At 62.0% G+C, this 25,215-nt stretch carries 21 protein-coding genes; 11 read left to right on the forward strand and 10 right to left on the reverse strand.

Translation table 11 applies throughout. From position 1 onward, the window contains the following. Positions 1-486: 486 nt before the first annotated feature. A complete protein-coding gene (locus ABLV54_RS15680) occupies positions 487-1,353 on the reverse strand; it encodes a helix-turn-helix transcriptional regulator (protein WP_050533026.1) in 867 nt (288 codons plus the stop codon). Positions 1,354-1,461: 108 nt separating this feature from the next. Between ABLV54_RS15680 and ABLV54_RS15685 the strand changes: the two genes are divergently transcribed. Both ABLV54_RS15685 and ABLV54_RS15690 read left to right on the forward strand, forming a co-directional pair. Further along, positions 1,462-2,889, forward strand: coding sequence for an MFS transporter (locus tag ABLV54_RS15685; RefSeq protein WP_048296961.1), 1,428 nt, complete (start codon positions 1,462-1,464; stop codon positions 2,887-2,889). Positions 2,890-2,959: 70 nt separating this feature from the next. Further along, positions 2,960-4,204, forward strand: coding sequence for a mechanosensitive ion channel family protein (locus tag ABLV54_RS15690; RefSeq protein ID WP_032454965.1), 1,245 nt, complete (start codon positions 2,960-2,962; stop codon positions 4,202-4,204). Between the two features lie 2 nt (positions 4,205-4,206). On the opposite strand, the gene ABLV54_RS15695 is transcribed toward ABLV54_RS15690, so the two are convergent. Next, complete coding sequence (locus tag ABLV54_RS15695; RefSeq protein WP_017900840.1) at positions 4,207-5,187, reverse strand: LacI family DNA-binding transcriptional regulator; 981 nt, start codon at positions 5,185-5,187, stop codon at positions 4,207-4,209. Between the two features lie 248 nt (positions 5,188-5,435). Here ABLV54_RS15695 and ABLV54_RS15700 point away from each other — a divergent pair, with 248 nt between their 5' ends. Continuing rightward, complete coding sequence (locus tag ABLV54_RS15700) at positions 5,436-5,852, forward strand: Exc2 family lipoprotein (RefSeq protein WP_023288721.1); 417 nt, start codon at positions 5,436-5,438, stop codon at positions 5,850-5,852. Positions 5,853-5,885: 33 nt separating this feature from the next. Here ABLV54_RS15700 and ABLV54_RS15705 read toward each other — a convergent pair whose 3' ends face one another. The 5 genes from ABLV54_RS15705 to ABLV54_RS15725 all read right to left on the reverse strand — a co-directional run bounded on the left by ABLV54_RS15705 (position 5,886) and on the right by ABLV54_RS15725 (position 12,561). Next, the gene (locus tag ABLV54_RS15705; protein WP_023288720.1) at positions 5,886-7,037 is read right to left on the reverse strand and encodes a Gfo/Idh/MocA family oxidoreductase; all 1,152 of its coding nucleotides are present in this window, start codon (positions 7,035-7,037) and stop codon (positions 5,886-5,888) included. Between the two features lies 1 nt (position 7,038). Beyond that, the gene (locus ABLV54_RS15710) at positions 7,039-8,061 is read right to left on the reverse strand and encodes a sugar phosphate isomerase/epimerase (RefSeq protein ID WP_050533027.1); all 1,023 of its coding nucleotides are present in this window, start codon (positions 8,059-8,061) and stop codon (positions 7,039-7,041) included. Positions 8,062-8,077: 16 nt separating this feature from the next. Then, entirely contained in the window at positions 8,078-9,283 is a 1,206-nt protein-coding gene (locus ABLV54_RS15715; protein ID WP_072096478.1) for an MFS transporter, read from the reverse strand. Positions 9,284-9,470: 187 nt separating this feature from the next. Next, a complete protein-coding gene (gene pheP, locus ABLV54_RS15720) occupies positions 9,471-10,847 on the reverse strand; it encodes a phenylalanine transporter (protein WP_023288717.1) in 1,377 nt (458 codons plus the stop codon). Positions 10,848-11,076: 229 nt separating this feature from the next. Then, positions 11,077-12,561: an aldehyde dehydrogenase family protein gene (locus ABLV54_RS15725; RefSeq protein ID WP_050533028.1), complete on the reverse strand. Its 1,485-nt coding sequence runs from the start codon at positions 12,559-12,561 to the stop codon at positions 11,077-11,079. Between the two features lie 159 nt (positions 12,562-12,720). On the opposite strand from ABLV54_RS15725, the gene ABLV54_RS15730 reads away from it, so the two are divergent. The 4 genes from ABLV54_RS15730 (at position 12,721) to ABLV54_RS15745 (ending at position 16,778) form a co-directional block, all read left to right on the forward strand. Then, complete coding sequence (locus ABLV54_RS15730; protein ID WP_023288715.1) at positions 12,721-14,022, forward strand: FAD-binding oxidoreductase; 1,302 nt, start codon at positions 12,721-12,723, stop codon at positions 14,020-14,022. A gap of 13 nt (positions 14,023-14,035) precedes the next feature. Continuing rightward, complete coding sequence (locus tag ABLV54_RS15735) at positions 14,036-14,401, forward strand: cupin domain-containing protein (RefSeq protein WP_002892824.1); 366 nt, start codon at positions 14,036-14,038, stop codon at positions 14,399-14,401. A gap of 306 nt (positions 14,402-14,707) precedes the next feature. Further along, positions 14,708-16,207: an APC family permease gene (locus tag ABLV54_RS15740; protein WP_050533029.1), complete on the forward strand. Its 1,500-nt coding sequence runs from the start codon at positions 14,708-14,710 to the stop codon at positions 16,205-16,207. After that, complete coding sequence (locus ABLV54_RS15745; RefSeq protein ID WP_050533030.1) at positions 16,185-16,778, forward strand: DUF3156 family protein; 594 nt, start codon at positions 16,185-16,187, stop codon at positions 16,776-16,778. Before ABLV54_RS15740 ends, ABLV54_RS15745 begins: the two co-directional genes overlap by 23 nt. A gap of 6 nt (positions 16,779-16,784) precedes the next feature. Here ABLV54_RS15745 and ABLV54_RS15750 read toward each other — a convergent pair whose 3' ends face one another. From ABLV54_RS15750 to ABLV54_RS15760, 3 genes are all read right to left on the reverse strand, one after another. Further along, positions 16,785-17,900: a class II histone deacetylase gene (locus ABLV54_RS15750; protein WP_023288712.1), complete on the reverse strand. Its 1,116-nt coding sequence runs from the start codon at positions 17,898-17,900 to the stop codon at positions 16,785-16,787. Continuing rightward, positions 17,897-19,090: an MFS transporter gene (locus ABLV54_RS15755; RefSeq protein ID WP_248861054.1), complete on the reverse strand. Its 1,194-nt coding sequence runs from the start codon at positions 19,088-19,090 to the stop codon at positions 17,897-17,899. The genes ABLV54_RS15750 and ABLV54_RS15755 overlap by 4 nt, the downstream gene beginning before the upstream one ends. 117 nt (positions 19,091-19,207) lie before the next feature. After that, on the reverse strand, positions 19,208-19,891 hold the full coding sequence (locus ABLV54_RS15760; protein ID WP_032454931.1) for a LuxR family transcriptional regulator: 684 nt from the start codon (positions 19,889-19,891) through the stop codon (positions 19,208-19,210). Positions 19,892-20,316: 425 nt separating this feature from the next. Between ABLV54_RS15760 and ABLV54_RS15765 the strand changes: the two genes are divergently transcribed. The 4 genes from ABLV54_RS15765 (at position 20,317) to ABLV54_RS15780 (ending at position 24,977) form a co-directional block, all read left to right on the forward strand. Next, positions 20,317-21,519, forward strand: coding sequence for an anaerobic sulfatase maturase (locus tag ABLV54_RS15765; RefSeq protein WP_050533032.1), 1,203 nt, complete (start codon positions 20,317-20,319; stop codon positions 21,517-21,519). A gap of 43 nt (positions 21,520-21,562) precedes the next feature. Next, positions 21,563-23,296 carry an arylsulfatase gene (locus tag ABLV54_RS15770; protein ID WP_048296950.1) on the forward strand — a complete coding sequence of 578 codons (1,734 nt, stop codon included), beginning with the start codon at positions 21,563-21,565 and terminating at the stop codon, positions 23,294-23,296. A gap of 87 nt (positions 23,297-23,383) precedes the next feature. After that, on the forward strand, positions 23,384-24,160 hold the full coding sequence (locus ABLV54_RS15775; protein WP_049013140.1) for an SDR family oxidoreductase: 777 nt from the start codon (positions 23,384-23,386) through the stop codon (positions 24,158-24,160). Between the two features lie 25 nt (positions 24,161-24,185). Then, a complete protein-coding gene (locus tag ABLV54_RS15780; RefSeq protein WP_032454905.1) occupies positions 24,186-24,977 on the forward strand; it encodes a MoaF C-terminal domain-containing protein in 792 nt (263 codons plus the stop codon). Positions 24,978-25,215: the final 238 nt, after the last annotated feature.

Consider the following 25,215-nt stretch of genomic DNA (forward strand, 5'->3'; position numbering starts at 1 on the left):
TATCAGGCTCGATACCCGTCATATTGCCGGGTGGCGGCTGCGCCTGACCCGGCCTACGGTCCCAGCCTGGGGCTGCTGAAACTGCCGGTGTTGCGGCCTCAACATCGCTGAGACGTTCCCGGCAGGCCGGGGCAGCCCGCATGGATGCGGGCTGAGGGCCGTGTTTTGCACGGACGCTGCCTCGGCCCGACCCGAAGCCTGCAGGGATAAGTCGAAGGGACCGCGCAGCGGCGATTTTGCTGGCCGGAGCCCGGGGGTACAGGGGGCGGCGGCGACTGGCCGCCCCCTGTGCGCTCCCTGCGCCATGAGAGATATAACGCAGAAGACTAACCGGGAGCGCAATGTGCGCTGAAGTCGCAGATAACATACAGGACTTCCCGACAGTGCTTTCCCTCCCCTATTCCCGGAGGGAGAGGGAACCGTCCAGCAGCGCCGGCCGGGCAATACCCGAAGATGGCACATTGCCAGCCATCTGATTCCTTGTGATTAATGTTGGTCCAGCCACGCCAGCGCCTGCTCGCCCGCCTCGTCCATCGGCAGGTAGACCAGCAGGCGCGAACCGTTGCGCGGCGCCGAATACCAGTACATCTGCTGCAGGCTGAATCGCCCGAGCTGCGGGTGGTTAAAATGTTTAATCTGGTTTTCCACGCCACGCACCTCGTAGCGCTGATGCCACAGCGCTTCAAACTCCGACGAGGCGGCGAAAAAGCGCGCCAGTTTGTTTTCCCATGCCGGATCGCCGCGGTGCTCGGCCATCGCGGCGCGGAAATAGGAGACGAAGGTCGGCAGCACATCGCGATTTTCGATCCGGCTGCGCCAGGCCTCATGGGTCAGATACAGATAAATGCAGTTGCGATCTTCTTCCGGGAGGGTGGCGAAATCGATGCCCATCAGGCGGCAGAAGCTGTCGTTCCAGGCCACAATATCAAAGTTCGGTTTTTGAATACTGGCCGGCTGCGGCATCAGGCTGTCGAGCATTCGCCGGGTGCCGGGGCTGATGCCTTCGCATACCGTCACCTGGGTCGCTTCCGGCGGGGTCAGCCCGGCGAGTACGAACAGATGCCGGGTCTCCAGCGGGCTGCACTGCAGGGCATTCGCTACCCCCACCAGCACCGCTTCCGACGGATTCACCTCCCGCCCCTGCTCCAGCCAGGTGTACCAGGTGACGCCGACATCGGCGAGCATCGCCACCTCCTCCCGGCGCAGACCCGGCGTGCGCCGGCGGCCCACCCGGGGCAACCCCAGGCGCTGCGGATCGAGGCTCTCACGCCGGGCGCGCAGAAACGCCCCCAGCTGTTTGCGCCGATCGTCCGGCACGGCGAACGTCGACTCTCGTTGCGGCATCGTGGTCATCACCCCTCCAGCATGGTAGTTCCAGTACCAGTATAGACAGGAACTGGTACCCGTTTAATTTATCGGTAATGCTACGTCGGTCTGCTGAATGATGCAATGGAGAACCCCATGAAAACGTCTGCTGTTTCACCCGGCCGCGCCGGTCTGTGGCTGCTGCTGGGCGGCCAGATGCTGCCGCTTATTGATACCTCGATCACCAATGTGGCGCTGGACGCCATCACCCACACCCTGGCGGCCAGCGCCACGCAGCTGGAGCTTATCGTCGCGCTCTACGGCGTCGCCTTTGCCGTCTGCCTGGCGATGGGCAGTAAGCTTGGCGATAACTATGGCCGCCGTCGCCTGTTTATGTGGGGCGTCGCTCTCTTTGGCATCGCTTCCCTGTTGTGCGGCATGGCGAACAGCATCAGCGCCCTGCTGGCCGCCCGTACCCTGCAGGGCGCCGGGGCGGCGCTGATTGTGCCGCAGATCCTCGCCACCCTGCACGTCACCCTCAAAGGCCCGGCCCACGCCCGGGCCATCAGCCTGTATGGCGGGATCGGCGGGATCGCGTTTATCGTCGGTCAGATGGGCGGCGGCTGGCTGGTATCGGCGGATATCGCCGGGCTGGGCTGGCGCAACGCCTTTTTTATCAATGTGCCGATCTGCCTGCTGGTGCTGGCCCTGAGCCGCCGCTATGTGCCGGAAACCCGTCGTGAGACGCCGTCGCGGATTGACTGGCAGGGTACCCTGTACCTCGCCCTCATTCTCTGCTGCCTGCTGTTCCCGATGGCCCTCGGTCCCGAGCTGCACTGGCCGCTGTGGCTGCAGCTGATGCTGGTGGCGGTCCTGCCGCTGCTGTTCGCCATGCGTCAGAGCGCCCTGCGCCAGCAGCAGCGCGGCGACCATCCCCTGCTGCCGCCGCGTCTGCTGCAGTTAACCAGCATCCGCTTCGGGATGGCCATCGCTCTGCTGTTCTTCAGCGCCTGGTCCGGCTTTATGTTCTGCATGGCGCTGACCATGCAGGAGGGGCTGGGGATGGCGCCGTGGCAGTCCGGCAATAGCTTTATCGCCCTCGGCGTGGCCTATTTTATTTCGGCGCTGTATGCCCCGCGGCTTATCGCCCGCTACAGCATGGGGCGGATCCTGTTGACCGGTCTGACGGTGCAGATCGCCGGGCTACTGCTGTTGTGCGCCACCTTCTCCCGCTTCGGCATCGCCACCACCGCCCTGACGCTGGTCCCCGCCACGGCGCTGATCGGCTACGGTCAGGCGCTGATCGTCAACAGCTTTTACCGCATTGGCATGCGCGATATCAGCGCCAGCGACGCCGGGGCCGGGAGCGCTATCCTCAGCACCCTGCAGCAGGCGACCCTCGGTCTCGGGCCGGCTATCCTCGGATCGCTGTTCCTGGCGCTGGCCCGCCGCGGCGGCGGAAACTATCCGCAGGCGCTGATTGATTTTCTGCTGGTCGAGGTGGCCATGATGCTGTTGCTGGGGGCCATCGCGCTGTGGCTGCGCCATCATCTCAACCGACAGCCGGCGACGGCGGCGTCGTAATACCGGCGGCGGTAATTTGCATAATCGTTATCCAGCGGTCATCATACCCGCTGGATATTCAGGAGACGTTATGCAGGAATTAATATCGCAAATTGCCGCCTTAGGAATCGAAATAACCCCCACCCGCTCGCTGATGATTATCTTCGGCATTATCTTGTTCACCGCCGTCGTCGTGCATCTGATATTGCACAAAGTGGTCCTGCGCGCTTTTGAAAAACGGGCGTTGGCCAGCAGCCATCTGTGGTTGCAAATCATCACGCAGAATAAGCTCTTTCACCGACTGGCCTTTACCCTGCAGGGGATCATCGTTAACGTGCAGGCGGTGCTGTGGCTGCAAAAAGGCAGCGAGGCCGCGGAAATATTAACCACAGTGGCTCAGCTATGGGTGATGATATATGCCATGCTGTCCTTCTTCTCGCTGCTGGATGTGATCTTAAAGCTGGCGCAGAAATTTCCCGCCGCCTCTCAGTTACCGCTGAAGGGGATATTCCAGGGAATTAAGCTGGTGACGGCGATTATTATCGGCATCCTGATTATTTCCCTGCTGATAGGCCAGTCGCCAGCGATCCTGATTAGCGGGCTCGGCGCCATGGCCGCGGTACTGATGCTGGTATTTAAAGATCCGATCCTTGGTCTGGTGGCCGGTATCCAGCTCTCGGCCAACGATATGCTCAAGCTTGGCGACTGGCTGGAGATGCCGAAGTACGGCGCCGACGGCGCGGTGATCGATATCGGCCTCACCACGGTCAAGGTACGCAACTGGGACAACACCATCACCACCATTCCAACCTGGTCGCTGGTCTCCGACTCATTTAAAAACTGGAGCGGGATGTCGGCCTCCGGCGGCCGCCGCATTAAGCGCAGCCTCAACATCGACACCACCAGCATTCATTTCCTCGATGAACAGGAGCAGCAGCGCTTGATCCGGGCGAAGTTGCTTAAACCCTATATGGATTCGCGCCACGAGGAAATTAGCGCCTGGAACCAGCAGTATGCCGGGGAGCAATCGGTCCTCAACGAGCGCCGAATGACCAATGTCGGCACCTTCCGCGCCTATCTGCAGGAGTACTTACGTCATCATCCGCGCATCCGCCAGGATATGACCCTGATGGTGCGCCAGCTGGCGCCGGATGCCAACGGCTTGCCGATCGAGATCTACTGCTTCACCAACACCGTGGTGTGGGCGGAATATGAGGGGATCCAGGCGGATATTTTCGACCATGTCTTCGCCGTGGTGGAGGAGTTTGGCTTACGCATTCATCAAACGCCCACCGGCAACGACATTCGCGCGCTGACGGGGGCCTTCCCCCGCTAACCTCAGGCGCTGGCGCGGGCGATCACGCGCCAGTCCATCATCACCCGCTCGACGGCGGCGTCGGGATCGTCGATGCGTTTCATTAACAGATCCACCGCCGTGCGGCCGATCGCCCGGGAGGGCTGTTCAACGGTGGTCAGCTGCGGGGAGACCACTTCCGCCAACTCGGTGCCGTCGAAGCCGATCACCGCGATATCCTCCGGCACCCGCAGCCCGGCCTGGTCAATCGCCCGCAGCGCCCCGGCGGCAAGGGAGTCCGATACGGCAAATACCGCGTCGGGCTTCTCGTCTTGCGACAGCAACTGCTCCATCGCCCGTTTACCGGCCGCCGCGCTAAGATCCTGCGCGTAGGTCACCTGCTGATACGCCAGACCGTGCACGTGCAGCACGCTTTTATAGCCGCGCTCGCGCAGACGGGCGTAGCGATAGCTAAGGTCGTGATTAATGAGCGCGATGCGCCGGCGCCCGCCGTCGGCCAGCCGGGACACCGCCCCCTGGGCCGCCTCGACGTCGTTAATCCCGACGCAGGAGATGCTGCCGGTGTCGGCATACTCCGCACACTGCACCCAGGGCGCATCGCCAATCATGGTGGTCAGTTCCGGCAGGCTGGAGAGCGCGTTCATGGTGATAATGCCATCGACCATTTTGCCGGAGAGCAGCTGCAGGCCGGAGGTCGAGCGGGCCAGATCCGACCCGGAGTTACACAGCAGAATGCGGTAGCCGTTCTTTTCCGCCTCTTCTTCTATCCCTTTCACCACCTCGGCGCAAAAGGGGTTAGCGATATTGGAGACCATCACCAGGATCATATTGCTGCGGGCGGTTCGCAGCTGTCGCGCCAGCAGGTTCGGCTGATAGTTGCTCTCTTTGATCGCCTGCAGCACGCGCTCACGGTTTTTGGCTTTTACCGTATCGCTGTTGTTCAGCACCCGCGACACCGTGGCCACCGAAACGCCGGCCAGACGAGCAATTTTCTGAATAGACATAAACCCTGCACTTCCTGCGATAGAGGTGGATCCTGCAGGCTATCATAAATGACCTCTGGTTGGCCTGCCAGCCTGGCGCGCAAGCGCGGCTCAGTAAGACGGTGTCTCGGGAAACTATTAATATTCAGGGCTTCTCTCCCGCCCCGTTAACGCGCATCCTTTTGCCGTTTCATATGCTTATTAGCGCAGGAGGCGCAACAGACCGCCTGCGCCCCATTTGTGCTTTTATGATTAAGGATGATATCCCCATGAGGCTCTCCACTGCGATTCTCGCCCTCAGCTGTGCCCTGGTAACGATCACCGGCTGCACCTCGTCAAAATCGTCACCGGAACGCCACGCCTATGCGTTCGTCGCCCACCGCTCCGATTTTGTCGGCGGCAACTTCACCGTCAACCGTCAGGAAAATTACCGTTTAAACCTGCCAACCTTCACGGCGATGTACGCCCGCGGCCAGCAGGATAAAGCCGCTGGCATGAGCGAAAGCGACGCCCGCCGCACCGCCGAGGCCATCAAACAGCAGGCGGCGCAGGGCACCCGCACCGAGCACGCCTTTACCGGCAACGCCAGCGACAAATGGGATAATGCGATGGAAAATAAAGATGCCGTCCTGTTCGGCAATGAGCTCTCCGGGGCCTATCTCGACGGCTATCTTGGGGTGAAATAACCCGGCGGCGCGCGTCCTGCGCCCCGCCAGAATTCAGCGTTCGACGCTCACCCAGCGCTGCTGCTGATGGCTTTTGACGATCGCCTCGATGATGTACATCACATCGGCGCCGTCGTCGAAAGCGGCGAAGCGCCGGGCCCCGGCCTCCGGCATCTTCCCGGCGCGCACCGCCTGATAAAAATGGCCCATCATATTCTTAAAGGCGTCCGGCCAGCCCTCAATATGGCCGCCGGGGTAATGGGCGCTGTCAGCGATCTCCGGCCGCAGCAGGCTGGGGTCGTCGCTGAGCTGCCGATCCGGCTGCTCGCGGTGGCCAATCCACAGCCGCTGGGGCACTTCCTGATCCCAGGCCAGAGAACAGCGGCTGCCGTTAATCTCCACCGCCAGACGGTTTTTCCGCCCGGCGCTCACCTGAGAGACCATAAAGCTGCCTTTGCTGCCATCGTCAAAACGCAACAGCACTGAGCCAAAGTCCTCGGTATCAACAGGCCGGGTTTCATATCCCTGCGCCTCGTGAACGGCGCTGAAGGTCGCTTTGCCATTCACTGGCGCTTTACGCGTCGGCCAGACGATAGACAGATCCGCCATCACCTCGACAATCCGCCGACCGGTCATAAACTGCACGGTATCGCACCAGTGGGAGCCGATGTCGGCCACCGTTCGCGACGCGCCGCCCTGCGCCGCATCAACCCGCCAGTTGTAGTCGGTCTCCAGCAGCATCCAGTCCTGTAAATAGCCGCCGTGCGCCGCGAAGATTCTGCCGACATCGCCATGGCGGATCATCGCCGCCGCCTGCTGGACCATGGCGAACTGGCGATAGACGAAGCTGACGCCGTGCACCACGCCGGCCCGGGCGGCAAGCGTCACCAGCTCCCGCGCCTCCTCCGCCGTCATACACAGCGGTTTTTCGGAGAAGACGTGCAGCCCGGCGGCGAGGATCTGCCGGTTAATCTGGGCATGCAGATGGTTCGGCGTACAGTTATGCACCACCTGCAGCCCCGGATGGGCCAGCAGCGCCTCCACGCTGTCGTAGGCATGGGCAATATTCAGCGCTCGCGCCTTGCGCTGCGCCGCCTCAAGGCTGCTGTCGCACAGCGCCACCACCTCGATATCCCCCAGCCGCCGCAGCGCCTCCAGATGCGCCGGACCAATAAACCCTGCCCCAATAATCGCGACCTGAATCATATTATTCCCTCCCGCCGGCGGCAAAGTCATCGAAGGCCCGCCCGGCAACGGGAATGATATGGCGACGAATAAACTCGCTGCCCTCGCGCGCGCCGGTCTCAGCGTCCTTCAGGCAGCACTCCCACTCCAGCACCGCCCAGCCGTCAAAATCATATTCGGTCAGCTTACTGAACACCCCTTTAAAATCGATCTGCCCGTCGCCGGGAGAGCGGAAACGGCCAGCCCGCTGCTGCCAGGGCTGATAGCCGCCGTAGACGCCATTGCGCCCGTTGCGGCGAAATTCGGCGTCCTTGACGTGAAACGCTTTAATACGCGAATGATAGATATCGATATAGGTCAGGTAGTCCATCTGCTGCAGATGCAGGTGGCTCGGGTCATAGAGCATATTGCAGCGCGGATGGTTATCGACCCGCGCGAGAAAACGCTCAAAGGTCACGCCATCATGCAGGTCTTCGCCGGGGTGGATCTCATAGCAGACATCGACGCCCTGTTCGTCGAAGTGGTCCAGCAGCGGCCGCCAGCGCCGGGCCAGCTCGGCAAAGGCCTCATCCAGAAGCGGCTGATTGTGCGGCGGCCATGGATAAAAAAAGGGCCATGCCAGCGCCCCGGAAAAGGTCGCATGGGCCTTCAGCCCCAGGCGACCGGAGGCCACCGCCGCCTGCTTGACCTTCTCCACCGCCCAGCGCTGGCGCGCCTGCGGATCGCCATGCAGCGCCGCCGGAGCAAAGGCGTCAAACGCCGCGTCATACGCCGGATGCACCGCCACCAGCTGTCCTTCCAGGTGGGTGGACAGCTCGCTGATCGCCAGCCCATGCTCCGCCAGAACACCGCTGACCTCGTCGCAGTAGGTCTGGCTCGCCGCCGCCCGCTCGACATCGAAAATCGCCGGGTGGTTGCAGGGGATCTGCAATGCCTTGTACCCCAGGCCGGCGGCCCACTGCGCCACCCCCTCCAGCGTGTTGAACGGCGCCTGCGGGCCGATAAACTGCGCCAGAAAAATGCCCGGTCCCTTAATCGTTTTCATACCCCCTCCTGAAAAATTAGTGCGGCTCTTTCTCGTTGTACTGGAAAGAGAAAAGGAAAATCAGCGCGATAACCGCGGCGGCCACCGCCGGGATCCACCAGAAGGTCACCCAGGCCTGCGGCACGCTCTGCCCGGCCACCAGATGGTTATACAGCGCGCCGGAGATCTGCGAGCCCAGCAGCATGCCGATCCCGTAGGTGAACATCACAATCATGCTCTGCGCCTGGCCTTTGACCTTCTCGCCCGCCACGCGGTCGGTGTAGATAAAGCCGACGACAAAGAAAAAGTCATAGCACACGCCGTGCAGCAAAATGCCAAGATAGAGCAGGAAGCGCCCCTCTTCGCTGACGCCGAGGGCGAAAAAGGCATAGCGCACAAACCACGCCGCCATGCCGATAAGCAGCATGTATTTCACCCCGAGGCGACGGAACAGCAGCGGGATCACCAGCATAAAGACGATCTCTGACATCTGGCCGAAGGACATCGCGGTGCTGACATCCTTAACGCCGGCATCCGCCAGATACGACGCGGTATAGGCGTAATAGGTACCTAACGGCACGGAAATTAAGGTGGCGCAGAGGGAAAAAATCAGGAAATGGCGCGTTTTCAGCAGCGCGAAGGCGTCCGCGCACAGCAGATCGCGAAACTGAACCGGCATGCCTTTGGCCGGCGCCGGGGTGTGGGGCAGCGTCAGGCTATAGATCGCCAGCGCCACCGAACAGAGCGCCGCCAGGGTGAAGATGCCGGTGGTGTCAGAGATGCCGGTCACCCCGATGCAGATCCCGGCGATAATCCAGCCGATGGTGCCGAACACGCGGACCACCGGAAAGGTTTTATCGACGTTAGCCAGGCTGTGGAAGGCGATATTGTTGGTCAGCGCCAGGGTCGGCATGTAGCACAGCGTATAGCCGAACAGCAGGCCAATCAGCAGCGCGCCGTTCTGCGCCACCAGCGCCTGGGGGACAAACCACAGGATCGCCGCCCCGGCCAGGTGCATCACCGCCATCACCTTCTGCGAGGCGAAAAAGCGATCCACCAGCATCCCCAGCACAAAGGGAGACAGGATGGAGGCGATCGGCCCGGCGGAGAACGCATCGCCGATCAGCAATGACATCTCATAGCGGGTCATCACCAGCCCCAGGGTCACCGACCAGCTGCCCCAGATAAAGAACTGCATAAACATCATTAACGACAGCCGCGGCACCAGAAAACGGTGGCTCACGCGGACACTTTCCCGACCTTCTGTTGTTGTGACCATGTTGCTCGCCCTCAGAAAAGTAATCGATTACAAAATCGCTCAAAACAAAAGTAATCGATTACAAAAAGAAGATCGCCAGGCAAATGCGCCACCTGCGAAGAGGATCACAATAAAAAGGCAGGCAGCCCCGCCGGACGGCGGGGCATCTCGCTTACGCCGGGCGGCGCAGCAGTTTGAAGGCGATAAACAGGAACAGGATCCACACCGGCAGCAGGATCGCCGACAGACGCATCCCGTCGATCGTGCACATCAGCGCCAGAATCAGCCCAAGGAAAGCAATGCAGAAGTAGTTGCTGGCGGGCGCCAGCAGCGCTTTAAACTTCGACTCACGCCCTTTGCGACGCTGGGCGGCGCGGAACTTCAGGTGCGCCATGCAGATCATGATCCAGTTCAGCAGCAGCGTCGCCACCACCAGGGCCATCAGCAGTCCCAGCGCTTCATGCGGCAGCAGGTAGTTCAGCACCACCACCAGCGAGGTGATAATCCCCGAGAGCAGCAGAGAGTTCACCGGCACGCCGCGCTTGCTGACGCGGGCGAGGAAGGTCGGCGCATTGCCCTGCACCGACAGGCCGAACAGCATCCGGCTGTTGGAGTACACGCCGCTGTTATAGACCGACAGCGAAGCCACCAGAATGACGAAGTTCAGCGCGGACGCCACCAGGTTACTGTCGAGATGATGGAAAATCATCACAAACGGGCTGCTGTCGGATTTGATCTCCACCCACGGGTAGAGCGCCAGCAGCACCACCAGCGAACCGATATAGAACAGCAGGATACGATAAACCACCTGGTTGACCGCTTTCGGAATGCTCTTTTCCGGATTTTGCGCTTCCGCGGCGGTGATGCCGATAAGCTCCAGCCCGCCGAAGGAGAACATGATCACCGCCAGCGACAGGATAAGACCGTGCCAGCCGGTGGCGAAGAAACCGCCGTGCTTCCACAGATTATCGAAACCCGCCTTGCTGCCGCCGTGGCCGCCAAACAGCATCCACAGGCCAAAGGCAATCATGCCGATAATCGCCAGCACTTTTATCAGCGCGAACCAGAACTCCGCTTCGCCATACAGGCGCACGTTGACCAGGTTGACGGCGTTAATAATGAGGAAGAAGGCCGCCGCCCAGATCCAGGTCGGAACGTCGGGCAGCCAGTACTGCATGTAGATCCCGGCGGCGGTCAGCTCCGCCATTCCCACCAGCACGAACATCACCCAGTAGTTCCAGCCGGACAGGAAGCCGGCGAACGGGCCCCAGTATTTGTAGGCAAAGTGGGCAAAGGAGCCGGATACCGGCTCTTCCACCACCATCTCGCCCAGCTGGCGCATGATCAGAAAAGCGACAATCCCGGCCACCGCGTAGCCCAGCAAAACCGCCGGGCCAGCCATTTGAATCGCCGGACCAATGCCGAGAAACAGGCCGGTGCCAATCGCGCCGCCAAGGGCGATAAGTTGAATGTGTCGGTTCTGTAAACCGCGATGAAGCGTCGGGCCGCTCTCTTCTACGGCATCCGACGACGTTGACGCGTCTTTCACGTCGTTCCCCTGTGTGTTTTTGTGAAGGGGCACCTTTTATCACTTAGGGGGGATTGTCGCAAGTTGCGTGGGGCTATGGCGGCGGCTAGATTCCCCCCACGCTTGCACGATCCCAGGCCGGGCAAGGCGTCGTCGTCCGGCACATACGCGGTTGACTACCCGCTCTCTTTGCCCGGTGGCGCTGCGCTTACCGGCCCTACGCAGACGCCTGTAGCCCGGTCAGGAAAACTTAATATCGCACCATCACCGACTTCAGCTCCGTGTAGTCATCGATAAACGCGCTGCCGAATTCGCGCCCGATGCCCGAGCCCTTCATGCCGCCGAACGGTACCGCCGGGTCGAGGAAGGTATGCATATTGACCCATACGATGCCGGCCTCAATCACCTCCGAGTAGCGTAGCGCCTGACGAATATTATCCGACCAGACGCTGGCCGCCAGGCCATACGGCGAGGCATTCATCCGCGCCAGCGCCTCGTCTTCACTGTGATAGCCGATAAAGCTGCACACCGGGCCGAAGGTCTCCTCGCGCATCAGGGTGCTCTCTTCACTGCGCACTTTAACCGCGGTCGGCTGCAGGAAATAGCCCTCCCCCGGCAGGGCTTCGCCGCCGCAGACGATGGTATCGCCCTCGTCGCGGGCGGTCTGAATGAGCCGCAAAACTTTGTCATACTGCTGGCGGTTGGCCAGCGGCCCCATCAGCGTCCGTTCATCCAGCGGCGATCCCGGCGCGAAGGCGCTGAGTCTTTCTTTCAGCAGCGCCAGCACCGCATCCAGTTTGCCCTGCGGCAGATAAAAGCGCTCCGCGGCTGCGCAAATCTGCCCCTGGTTCAGGTAGCCGGCTTCAAGAATGCCGTTGACCATCGCCTCCGGCGTCAGGTCGTCAAGAAACAGCGCGGCGTTTTTGCCCCCCAGCTCAAGGGTGACCCGTTTACCGAAAGCGCCAGCCGACTGCTGGACTTTCTCGCCGGTAGCCACCGAGCCGGTGAAGCTCACCTTTGCGCAGGCCGGATGGGTAATCAGCCGCTGAGCAATCTCGCCGCCGGCGCCGTTGACCACGTTAATCACCCCGTCAGGAATACCCACCGCTTTCGCCAGCTCCGCCACGCGCAGCAGCGTCAGCGGCGTATACTCGCTCGGCTTGAGGACGATGGTGCAGCCGCAGACCAGGGCCGCCGCCAGCTTCCAGACGGCAATCATGATGGAGAAGTTCCACGGCACGATGCCCACCACCACCCCCAGCGGCTGGCGGCGGGTGAAGGCGGTATATTTCTCCCCGGCCATCGATGGCAGCGAGACATCCAGCGTTTCACCGGTGACTTTCCCCGCCCAGCCGGCGAAGTAGCGCAGGAACGCGACCGATTGATCCAGCTCTAACATGCGTGCCAGCGTGATGGTCTTACCGGAGCAGAGACTTTCCAGCTGCGCCAGCGCTTCGCGATGCTCAGCCAGGGCATCCGCCAGCTTCAGCAGCAAGGTTCCGCGCGCCAGCGTCGGCATTTCGCGCCACTGACTAAACGCCTGGCGGGCGCTCTCTACCGCGCGGTCCGCCTGGTCGCTATCCGCCGCGGTGACCTCGGCGATCGCCCGCCCGGTGGCCGGGTTGATCACCGCAAACGGCGCGCCGCGGCCCGCCTCTCGCTCACCGGCGATAAACTGCCCGTGCGGCTGGCGTAAAAAGGCGGTCACTTCCGCCAGTAAGGTTATCTCGCTCATCGTCAGTACCCGTTTTTTCAGCAACGTTGGCCCATCACAGCACGGCTTCCCGCCGCCGCCTATCGTTCTAAAGAACGTCATTCTTCCGGACGATATTCAACGCCCGCGCGGCGTGCTGTGATGAGGAACTTGAGCGAGGCAAGACCACAGGGTAACGCGATGAACATCAAAATCGATGCGCTGAACTACTACGGCGCGACGAAGAAATACCACCTCCATTTTCCGGCGCTGCGGGAAGATATTGAAGCCGACGTGGTGATTATCGGCGGCGGCTTCTCCGGCATTAACACCGCCCTTGAACTGGCGGAACAGGGCATCACCAACGTGGTGGTGCTGGAAGCGCGCCATCTCGGCTACGGCGGCACCGGGCGCAACGGCGGCCAGGTGATGGCCGGTATCGGTCACGATATCGAAGCGGTAAAAAAGCACGTCGGCAAAGAGGGGCTGGAGACGCTGTTTAAAATCGCCAACCTCGGCGCAGGCATCATTCGCGAGCGCATCCGCAAATACAACATCGACGCCGATTTCGTCCCCGGCTACGGCTACCTCGCCTATAACCAGCGGCAGCTCAAAACGCTGCGCCAGTGGGAGAAAGAGTTTAAGGCCGCCACCCCGGATGAAGATATCGAACTGTATACCGGGAAAGAGGTGCAGCAGGTGGTCGGCTCCGAGGTCTACTGCGGCGCGCTGAAACATATGGGCGGCGGGCAGATCCATTCGCTCAATATGCTCCTCGGCTCGGCGCAGGCCGCCCATTCGCTGGGGGTGAAGATCTTCGAATCCTCGCCGGTGGTGGAGGTGAATTACGGCAAACAGGTGCGGGTACGGACCGCGATGGGCAGCGTCAAAGCCGCCAAACTGCTGTGGGCCTGCGACAGCTTCCTCAACAATATGGAGCCGGAGATCTACAACAAAACGCTGGTCACCTACTCCTACCAGGTATCGACCGAGCCGCTCTCCGATGAACTGATCGAGCGCATCAGCCCGCTGCGCGGCGCCTTCAGCGATATTCGCCCGGTGATTAACTACTACCGCGTCACCCGGGAAAACCGCCTGCTGTTCGGCAGCGCCACCCGCTTTGTGGAGTATACGCCGAACGATTTCGCCGCCTGGAACCGCACCCTGCTGGCGGAGGTCTTCCCCTATTTGAAGGATGTGAAGATCGATTTCGCCTGGGGCGGGCCGATGGCCTGTAGCGCCAATCTGTTCCCGCAGATCGGCACCCTACGCGATCACAACAACGTCTTTTACGTCCAGGGGTACTCCGGCTTCGGCGTCACCCCGTCGCACATCGTGTGCAAAATCCTCGCCGAAGGGATCAACGGCGGTTCCGACCGCTATCGTCTGCTGAGCAGCATCCCCCACGCGACCATCCACGGCCGTGACAGCCTGCGCTTGCTATTAGTCACCGCCGGAAAACTGATGCATCAAACCGCCGGTTTCTGGAAAGGCCGGAGTTAACCAGGAGAACGCTATGCACGCTTTTAAACTTAAACACCCGGTGCCCGACCTGCAGCCGATCGGCAGCGTCAGCCTGCTCGGCGCGACGCCGACCGCCGGCGACCCGCAGGTGGCCGGGGCGATGATCTACGGCGAGCCGCAGGATGCCTTTACCTGCGGACTGTTTTCGTCCACTGAGGGGAGCTTTACCATGACCTATCCGTTTACCGAACACGCCACCGTGCTGGAAGGCGAAGTGGAGCTGACCGTCGCCGGCGGCGAGCCGCAGCGCTTTGCGCCGGGCGACAGCTGGTTTGTTAAACAGGGTACCGAAGTGGAGTGGAAAATCCTGACGCCGCGCTTTGTGAAGCACTACCTGGCGAACGTCGAGACGCGCTAATGCGCTGATCATGCCCGGCGGCGCTGCGCTTGCCCGGGCCGGGAGGACGAATGCCGTCGCCAGGCCGGGTCAGGCGCCAGCCGCCACCCGGCAGAAACAGGCGCAATGTGGCAAGACGGATGGCCCCGGTTTTCGGGGTCATGTTGTTTATCCACCCGCACATTCATCGACGGCGTCACAGAATCATGCGCCGCCCTCCACCTTCCGGACGATATTCGTTGAGCAGGATGCCCGCCTAAATTATGACTATCCGGGAGTGGCGCTGGCTATTCCCTGCCCTCCCCCACTATTGTGCAGAGGTTGACTATGTTTAGTAACAGACTTGCCAGCCATCTTGAGCGCGGGGTCGTCGGCTTCCCGACCACTCTCGCCAGCTCCGTCGGGCTGATTATGGCCAGCCCGGTGATCCTGACGGTGACCAGCGGCTTCGGCATGGGCGGTGATACCTTCGCGCTGGCGGTGCTGCTGGCCTTTATTATGATGCAGGCGCAGGTCACCACCTTTGCCGAGGCGGCGACGCTCATTCCCACCACCGGTTCGGTGTACGACTATATCTCCTGCGGCATGGGACGCTTCTTCGCCATCACCGGCGCGCTGTGCGCCTATCTGATCGTGCATATTTTCGCCGGGACGGCGGAGACGATCCTGGCCGGCATTATGGCGCTGGTGAACTTCGAATCGATCAACGCCCAGATGGCCGCTCACCAGAACACCTGGATGGTGGGCGTCGGCATGGTGGTGGTTTTCGGCCTGTTGAACGCCATCGGCGTGGAAATCTTCGGCAAGGTCGAAGTGGTGCTGACCTTCGGCATGTGGACCACGCTGACCATTTTCGGCCTGTGCGGTATTTTTATGGCGCCGGTCACCCACCTTTCCGGCTGGTTCGGCACGCCGCTGAACGTCAGCGATATCCATGGCCTGTTCGGCTATATCGGCATGGCGATGTTTATGTTCGTCGGTTGCGAACTGGTGACGCCGATGGCGCCGGAGATCAAACAGGCTCACCGTACTATTCCGCGAGCGATGGCGCTGGGCCTGCTGGGGGTCGCCAGCTGCATGTTTATCTACGGGGCGGCGATCAACCGCCAGGTGGAGAACACCGTGCTCGACGCGGCCAACAACGTCCATCTGCTGGATACGCCGATGGCGATCCCGGCCTTCGCCGAGCGGGTGATGGGCCACGCCGGCCAGTACTGGCTGGGGGTTGGGCTGCTGCTGGCGGGCTGCGCCACCATCAATACGCTGATGGCCGCGGTACCGCGCATTATTTACGGTATGGCGCTGGACGGCGCGCTGCCCCGCTTCCTGACCTGGCTGCATCCGCGCTTTAAAACGCCGGTGATCGCCATCGCCATCGGGGTGGCGATCCCCTGCCTGCACGCCTGGTATCTGAACGGCGATCTGGACCGCATCGTGCCGCTGATCCTCGCCGCGGTCTGCGCCTGGGGCGTCGCCTATCTGCTGGTTACTCTGTCGGTGGTGATGCTGCGCATTCGCCGCCCGGACCTGCCGCGCGCCTACCGCTCGCCGTGGTTCCCGCTGCCGCAGATTATCTCCAGCGTCGGGATTATCATCGCTATCGTCAATATCACCCCGCCGGGGATGGACAGCCGCCAGGTGCTGGTGCCGTTCGGCATTATGCTCGGCCTGACCGCCGCCTACGCCCTGTTCTGGACGGTGTGCGTACAGCGCGTCAATCCGTTCAAGCCGCTGGTGGTGGAAGAGGTGGTCGACCGCGCCATCAACAACTACGAAAAACAGACCCGCGGGGAGATGACGCCAGATGTCCTCCGTCCCCTGGTTTGAGACGCCGTTAATGAACGCGGTGCAGCGCGATCTGGCCGGCTGGCCCTGCGAAAAGCTGAACGAGCGCAGCGCGCTGCTGCGATTGAACGACGCCACCGCCGTCACCTTCAGCGTGCGTCAGAAGCGGCTGTTTATGGCCAGCATTCACAGCTGCGAATTTGTCGTCGCAGGGCCGGTCACCCGGCCCGTGCGCGGTCACATTCGCGCCCATCAATCCGGCTGGTGGAAACGCCAGCCGATCCGCTTTATCGGCGGCAAAGGCAGCGAGGAACTCGCCGGCTATCTCAACGGGTTTCCTAATCTCCAGCAGACCCTAAGCGAACTGGACTACCGCCGCTTTTCGTTGACCTTTGACGGTAACGGCTGGCGCTGCAGTATTGAACCCTGGGCCGCCAGCGAAGTGGTCTGTAAAATGCCGCCGCTGCGCCGCTATCTGCGGCTGGAAGCGCAGCAGCGGATGCTGCTGCTCAGCGTGCTGGCGATGATCAATCAGGCAGTCAGTCAGTGGATGCGCGGTGAAATCGTAGATGAGAAAGCATTTTCTTCCCCGCCATCACAGCGGGGAAGCTGAGCCGGTTTACTGCAGGCCAAACCGTTGCGCCAGCCGATCGATGGCCTGCCTCTGGAACTGCGCAAACTCCGCCCGCGGCTGCTGCTGCTGAATAAATTCCAGCAGCGGATCCTGGACCGCGGTGCGAATGCCGCTCAGGGCCTCCATCACCGCCAGGCCGCAGAACGGCACGTAGGATTCGGCGTAGCCGCCCTCGTGCACCATCACCAGTTTCCCGCCGCACAGACGATCCGCCGCCTGCTGCACCAGCCCGGTCATCGCCCGGAAGCTGTCGCTGTGCAACTGCATCCGCGCCAGCGGGTCCATGGCGTTGGCATCATAGCCGCAGGCGATGATAATCAGCTCCGGCTCAAAGCGCGCCAGCGCCGGAATAACGATGGTTTCCAGCGCATAGCGCCAGCTGTCGTCCCCCGCCCCGGCCAGTAGCGGAATATTGATGTTGTAACCTTCGCCCGCGCCAGCGCCGCGATCGTCCTCACCGGCATAACCGGGTGGGAAGCAACCGTCCTGATGCAAGGAGATGGTCAGCACGTCGTCGCGCTGCAGGTAGATATGCTGGGTGCCGTTGCCGTGATGAACGTCCCAGTCAATGATCGCCACCTTGCCGAGCCCCAGCAGCGCTTTCGCCCGCTCGACGGCAATCGGAATATTGGCGAGGAAACAGAAGCCCATCGACTGGTCCGGCAGGCAGTGGTGTCCAGGCGGCCGCGACAGCGAATAGGCATTATCCAGCTCGCCCTTCAGCACCGCTTCCACCGCCGCGCAGGCCAGTCCGGCGGAGAGACAGGCGATTTCATAACTGCCCGGCCCCAACGGCGCCTCTTTGCCCAGCATGCCGCCGCCGTTATCGCTTATCGCCTTGAAGCGCTCAAGATAGCTGTCGGGATGGATCCGCCGCAGGTCCGCAAGGCTTGCCGGCGCCGCGCTGCGCAGCGCCAGCTGCGGCGTCAGCCCGGAGACGTCCATCAGGTTTTTCATCCGCCGTTTGGTCTCCGGCGATTCGGCATGACCGCCGCCGGCGGGCGGTTGCACCCACCCGCCCACCGGCAGCGTCACCGCGTGCAGACCGGTACTGTGCCAGAAACAACGTTCATCAAAGAAGAAACCGGTTTTTCTTTTCACTCTATCCTCCCGTTGGCTAAGCCTTTGCCGGCGGCCGACGCCGCCGCAATCAAAATCAGTGACAGCAGTGCGCAGCCCCCTGCCGCCAGCAGCAGCGGATCGGCGCTGGCAAAATGCTGCAGTAAAGCCCCGGCTAATGCCGGACCGGTCGCCATGCCACCGCCGATCACCAGATTAATGCTGTTCATCAGCCGGCCGTTGTTATCGAGCCCGGCGACGCGGGCGAGAATAAAGGGCAGCACGAAGGTCCAGGTGAACTTAAACAGCAGCGCCGCGATGGCGTAGCGCGCCAGCAGCGGCTGGCCGATCAGCAGCGCGACGCTGAGGATCAGCAGGCCGTAGCCCAGCCACACCGGCAAACGATCGGCCCGCCGGGTGCCGCGCAGGGCCGCGCCCCCCGCGCCGATAATGCCGCAGACCGTCGCCGCCGCCAGCACCAGGCCGACCTGCGTCGGGCTCAGGCCCGCCGCCGCGCCGAGGGTGCCGATAAAGGTCCACACCGCGCTAAGGCTGATATAGAAGGTCAGCACCGCGAGGACCGCCAGCGCCTGACGCCACAGCGCCGTCGGCGGCTGCTGGCGCGAGGCGGACAACGGTTGAAAGCGCGGCGGGAAAGCCGACACCAGCGGCAGGCAGCAGAGCATAATGGCGGCGAGGATCAGATAGACCACCTTGAGGCCAAAGCTGGCAAACAGCCCGGGCAGCACCAGCAGACCAAGCATCCCCAGCAGCAGTTGCCCAAGCACCCAGAAGGCATAGACTCGCGACGGGTTCGAGGTTCCCGCCGCGCAGCTGATGCACAGAATCATCAGCGTGCCGCCCGCCTGCGAGGCGAGAAAGCGCACCGCCAGCAGCGTCTCATACTGGGTCACCGCCGCCGAGGCGAGATTGGCTGTCAGAAACACGACCCCGGCCGTCAGGGCGACCCGCCGCCAGTCGAGGCGACTCATCCACCACCACGCCGGCAGCGTCGCCAGGCTCATCGCCCCCAGTTCCGCCGAGAACAACCAGCCGATCTGGCCGGGTTTTAGCTGCCATTCGCTGGCCAGCTGCGCCGCCACCGCCGGCGCGGTCATCAGAATACCCGGCGCAATTGCGGCGAAAATCACAATCGCCGCCAGCAAACGCAGGGACACAACCAGCCCGGCGGGCCGGGAAAGCGCATGTTCAGTGAGAGGGGTACTTGACATCGTAGGGCGTGCTCCGGTCAAAAAAGCCTCCCCCCGGAGGGGTCTCCAGGGAGTGATACCCACAGGCATCAGGAAAACGCCGTGCTGCCACGGCGCGCGCGGGATGCGATAGTCAGATCACAGATGCAGCGTACGCTGAGCGGCCGGCATCCAGGTTCGGGAAACGAGTTCAGTACGATTGACCACTTCGGTCTTGGCGAAAATATTGCGCAGGTGCGTTTTCACCGTCGAGAGCGAGATATCCAGCCGGCGGGCAATCAGCTTATTGCTGGCCCCTTCGCGCACCATGCCGACGATTTCCCGCTCTTTGGCCGTCAGGATGGCGGGCAGGTCATCTTCGTCCTGCAGGCAGTCGCGGATCGCCAGCTCCACCAGCGGCAGCACCGCCTGGGCCCGATGACGCTCTTCGCTGGAGAAAGGCACGTCGCGCATCAGCGAGATACCGGCGACGATCCGCCGCTCGCGGCGAATAAAGATCTCGGTCATGTCGCGTACATTATTCGGCAACATAAATTCATGATAATAATGCCGGTTGCGGTCGCAGAGCCGCGGCGTCATCGCCGCCATGGTGGTGTTCTGGTGGCTAAAACGCGACGGCAGCAACGGATCCAGCGGCTGGAAGTTTTCCAGATATTGTTGGTGCGTATTATCAGAAATATTATGCAATATATAGTTTTCGGGTTTTAACCGATTATTTACTCGATAAAATACCGCCGAAGACAGTGGAATTAACTGGGAAATAGTCTGTAAACAACGGGCTATTATCGCATCATTACGGCTGGCTTTTAACAAAGCAGACATGATAGGGCCTCCCCGTCGAGGTGCTGGTACATGACACATGAATGACTACCGATTATTGAAGCATACATTTCACATTTAAGTAACACAATCATTAACATATTAACAGTGTGATAGCCGTTACAAAATTTTCAGCAATCCATTGTTATATAAAGCATTTAAAAAACACACCTGCCATGCTTTACGATAGCGGCGTTAAAACATAAACAAAAAAGATTAACACCCGGCGGACAGACCCCTGGTGATAAAAAAACCCTATCCCGGACGCGTCTCTCTCATCCTTAAGAACGATGGATTTCTGTTTTTTTTCACTTATACCTCTAACAGGATGCAATTAATTTTCGCCGCGGCTTAATCATGTGATTACGCCTGACCCGCTGTTGCCAAAATAATATCAACAGCGCCGGTCATTAACCGAGGATAAGCCGATGCTGAATATCGCCGCCCTGCGCCAGCAGCAAATTCCGCTGGCCGCTGAGCCGCGCTCGCCGGTGCCGTTTCATATTCTGATGAAGCCGATTGGCCCCGCCTGCAATCTCGCCTGCCGCTACTGCTATTACCCACAGGATGAAACGCCGGTCAACAAGATGGACGAGGCGCGGCTGGAGCAGTTTATCCGCCGCTATATCGCCGCCCAGCCCGCCGGCGCGCGGGAAATCAACTTTGTCTGGCAGGGCGGTGAGCCGCTGCTGGCCGGCCTGAGCTTCTACAAAAAAGCGCTCGCCCTGCAGGCGCGTTATGCCCCCGACGGCGTCACCATCAGCAACAGCCTGCAGACCAACGGCACGCTGATCAACGACGCCTGGTGCCGGCTGTTTCGCGAGCATCGCTTTATTATCGGCTTGAGCCTCGAAGGCAGCGAAACGCTACAGGACCAGCATCGTCCGGATAAACGCGGCCGGGCCACCTGGCCGGCGGCGCTGCGCGGCATCGACCTTCTCCACCAGCATCAGGTGGAGTTTAACCTGCTGGTGGTGGTGCATAACGAGATGGCGGCGCACGCAGCGGCGATATATGACCGGGTGGTCAGCCTCGGCGCGCGCTATCTGCAGTTTCAGCCGCTGATGAGCGAAGGCGCAGCGCTGCGCGAGGGCTATCAGCTGAGCGCCGATAACTGGGGGCGTTTTATGGTCGGCATCTGGCGGCAGTGGCAGAAGCGCTGCGACAAGGGGCGGGTGTTCGTCATCAATATCGAGCAGGCGTGGGCGCAGTACTTCACCCACACCAGCGGCAGCTGCGTGCACAGCGCCCGCTGCGGCAGCAATCTGGTGATGGAGCCCGACGGAGAGCTCTACGCCTGCGATCATCTGATCAACGCCGAACATCGGCTGGGCCGCCTCGATGAGCAGATGCTCGCCGCCGCGGTCGACGCCTCGGTGCAACTGCCTTTCGGTCAGCAGAAAAGCCTGCGCCGCGAATGCCAGACCTGCGCGGTCAAAATGGTCTGCCAGGGCGGCTGTCCGGCGCATCTCAACGCCGCGGGCAACAACCGCCTCTGCGGCGGCTACTACCGCTTCTTTAGCGAAATTCTTGCGCCCGTGCGCCCCTTTTCCCGCGACCTTCAAGGGCTGCAAGCCTGGCGGGCCGCGTTTGTCGGGGCCGCGTTTGTCGGGGCCGCGCATCCGGCGTAGCCCGTTGCTCTGAAGCTATCCCTTTGAAACAGGAGAATCCGTTGTGAATAAAACAGCCATGGCCGCGGCGGTCAGTGTCATCCTCGCCGGCGGCGCGCACGCCGCGCAGCAGGAGCGTCCGAACGTCATCGTCATTATCGCCGATGATATGGGCTACTCGGACATTAGCCCCTTCGGCGGCGAGATCCCCACCCCCAACCTGCAGGCGATGGCCGAGCAGGGGATGCGCATGAGCCAGTATTACACCTCGCCGATGTCGGCCCCGGCGCGCTCCATGCTGCTTACCGGCAACAGCAACCAGCAGGCCGGGATGGGCGGCATGTGGTGGTATGACAGCACTATTGGCAAGGAGGGCTACGAGCTGCGGCTGACCGACCGCGTCACCACCATGGCCGAGCGCTTTAAAGACGCGGGGTATAACACTCTGATGGCCGGCAAGTGGCACCTCGGTTTTGTTCCCGGCGCCACGCCGAAGGACCGCGGCTTTAACCACGCTTTCGCCTTTATGGGCGGCGGCACCAGCCATTTTAACGACGCTATTCCGCTGGGTACCGTTGAAGCGTTTCACACCTACTACACCCGCGACGGCGAGCGCGTCTCCCTGCCGGACGATTTCTACTCCAGCGAGGCCTACGCCCGGCAGATGAACAGCTGGATTAAAGACACGCCGCAGGACCAACCGGTCTTCGCCTGGCTGGCCTTTACCGCCCCGCACGACCCGCTGCAGGCGCCTGACGAATGGATCAAGCGCTTCAAAGGCCAGTATGAGCAGGGCTACGCCGAGGTCTATCGCCAGCGTATCGCCCGCCTGAAAGCGCTGGGGATTATCCATGACAACACCCCGCTCCCGCACCTTGAGCTGGATAAAGAGTGGGACGCGCTGACCCCGGAGCAGCAGAAATATACCGCGAAAGTGATGCAGGTCTACGCGGCGATGATCGCCAATATGGACGCGCAGATCGGCACCCTGATGGAAACGCTGAAGCAAACCGGTCGCGATAAAAACACCCTGCTGGTGTTCTTAACCGACAACGGCGCCAACCCGGCGCAGGGCTTCTACTACGAATCCACCCCGGAGTTCTGGAAACAGTTTGACAACAGCTATGACAACGTTGGCCGCAAAGGCTCGTTTGTCTCCTACGGCCCGCACTGGGCCAACGTCAGCAACGCCCCTTACGCCAACTATCACAAAACCACCAGCGCTCAGGGCGGCATTAACACCGACTTTATGATCGCCGGCCCCGGGATTACCCGCCACGGTAAAATCGACGCCTCGACGATGGCGGTGTATGACGTGGCGCCGACCCTGTATGAATTCGCCGGTATCGACCCGAACAAATCGCTGGCGAAGAAGCCGGTGCTGCCGATGATTGGCGTCAGCTTTAAGCGCTATCTCACCGGCGAAGTGCAGCAGCCGCCGCGCGGAAACTACGGCGTCGAGCTGCACCATCAGGCGGCGTGGGTCGATGGCGAATGGAAGCTGCGGCGGCTGGTGCCGCGGGGCTTCACCGCCGGCGACGCGCCGTGGCAGCTGTTTAATCTGCACGACGATCCGCTGGAAACTCATGACGTCGCGGCCCAACACCCCGATCGGGTCAAAGCGATGAGCGAAGCCTACGAGGCGTTCGCCAGACGCACCATGGTCACCCGGGCGCAGGGCAAAATGATCGATTACGTCGGCATCGACAGCAAGACCGGACGCTATCTGGCGGTCGACCCCGCCACCATGAAGCCGGTTCCGGCGCCGCAGGCGATCCCGGTGAGCGAGCTCCATTAACCGACCCGGCTATCGTTCTTCCGGGCGATAGCCGGGAGCTGGCGCGCTTTTTAAGGTAACCGGAAACCCCATTACAGGAGAGAGCGAATGGCGAGAGTCGTGGTGATCACCGGCGGCGGAACCGGAATTGGCGCCGCCTGCGCGCGGCTGATGCGCGCCGCGGGCGACCGGGTGTTTATTACCGGACGGCGCGAGGCGCCATTGCGGGCGGTCGCCGATGAGACCGGCGCCACGGCGCTGATGGGCGATGCCGCCGACGGCGAGGCGTGGCGCCAGCGGCTGCTGCCGGCCATTCTCGACCAGGCCGGCGGTATTGATGTCCTCATCTGCAGCGCCGGCGGGATGGGCAACAGCCCCGCCGCCGATACCAGCGACCGCCAGTGGCGCGAGGCGCTGGACGGTAATCTCACCAGCGCCTTCGCCAGCGTTCGCGCCTGCCTGCCCTCGCTGATTGCCCGCCGCGGCAACGTGCTGTTTGTCGCCTCCATCGCCTCGCTGGCCGCCGGTCCGCAGGCCTGCGGCTACGTCACCGCCAAACACGCCTTAATCGGCCTGATGCGCTCCGTCGCCCGCGATTACGGCCCGCAGGGGGTGCGCGCCAACGCCGTCTGCCCCGGCTGGGTCACCACGCCGATGGCGGATGAAGAGATGCTCCCGCTGATGCAGGCGGAAGGGTTGTCGCTGACTGAGGCGTATCAGCGGGTCTGTCGCGACGTTCCGCTGCGCCGACCCGCCAGCCCCGAGGAGATAGCCGAGGTCTGTCAGTTTCTCTGTTCACCGCAGGCCGCCATCATCAGCGGCGCTACGCTGGTCGCCGACGGCGGCGCCAGTATCGTCGATGTTCCCACTCTGGCGTTTGCCTAACGCCCTACTCTGTTCAGGAGCCCCTATGACTTCAGAAGCCGTATTTATCCAGGTCGGCGCGCTGGCCGATGGTTTTGCGCCACACGGTAATGTACTCGCCACCGCCAGCCTGCCCGCAGGCGAGCGCTTTACCTTTTATGTCGCCGGGAGCGAGCCGCAGCAGCTGATCATCGAAGATGAGCAGACGCTAAGCTGGAACGGCACGCGCGCCCCCTGGCGGGCGACCGCCCTGCGCCCGGATATTCTGTTTATCGACTTCCTTGACCCTGAGCGGGATAACGCCAGCATCAGCGCGGTATGTAACCTGACGCAGCGCAACGCTACCCTGGTCTATGGCCAGCTGCCGGACGAAGCCGCCGCGCGGCTGGACGCCTTCAGCCGGGTGGAGCGAGGCCTGCCGCTGACCGCGGTAGAAGCGCGCTTTGTCTTCGCCCGCCTGGATACGCAGCCGGGGCCGCTGCCGGGCTTTACTCCTGCGCTGGTCGGCATGCGCAATCAGTACACCTACAGCCCGACCGAGCGCTATGAGCACATCTATCTCAACGATAATTTTTACGCCTGGCAGTGTCTGGACGGCGTGGAAAAGGGGCTGGCGGATGTCGACCGCTGCCACTATGTGCTGGTGGCGGAGGATCTCTATCTGTTTGTCTGGCGCGAGAAAATCATTCCGACGCTGGGGGTGATCCTGATCGATCTTCAGCAAATGCGCACCGACGGCAAGATCATGGGCTATCAGGGCAGCGACTTCGGCGCCCTCAGCAATTTCCCGGTCGGCGCCAGCGCGAAGATCCTCAACATCACCCGCCATCAGGAATAAAGGGACGCAGCCGGGCACGCTTTCAGGCGCCATGCCCGCCATATTGCCGGGTGGCGGCTGCGCCTTACCCGGCCTACAGTTCCCTCTCACAGGCTGACACCTCGTAGGCCCGGCAAGCGCAGCGCCGCCGGGCGATGACAGCGGGCACGGAGCCGTTTCATGCCGGGTGGCGGCTGGCGCCTGACCCGGCCTACGGGGTCCTCTCACAGGCTCATACCTCGTAGGCCCGGTAAGCGCA

It is taken from the genome of Klebsiella sp. JB_Kp042 (genome assembly GCF_040065275.1).
GTDB lineage: Bacteria > Pseudomonadota > Gammaproteobacteria > Enterobacterales > Enterobacteriaceae > Klebsiella > Klebsiella quasipneumoniae.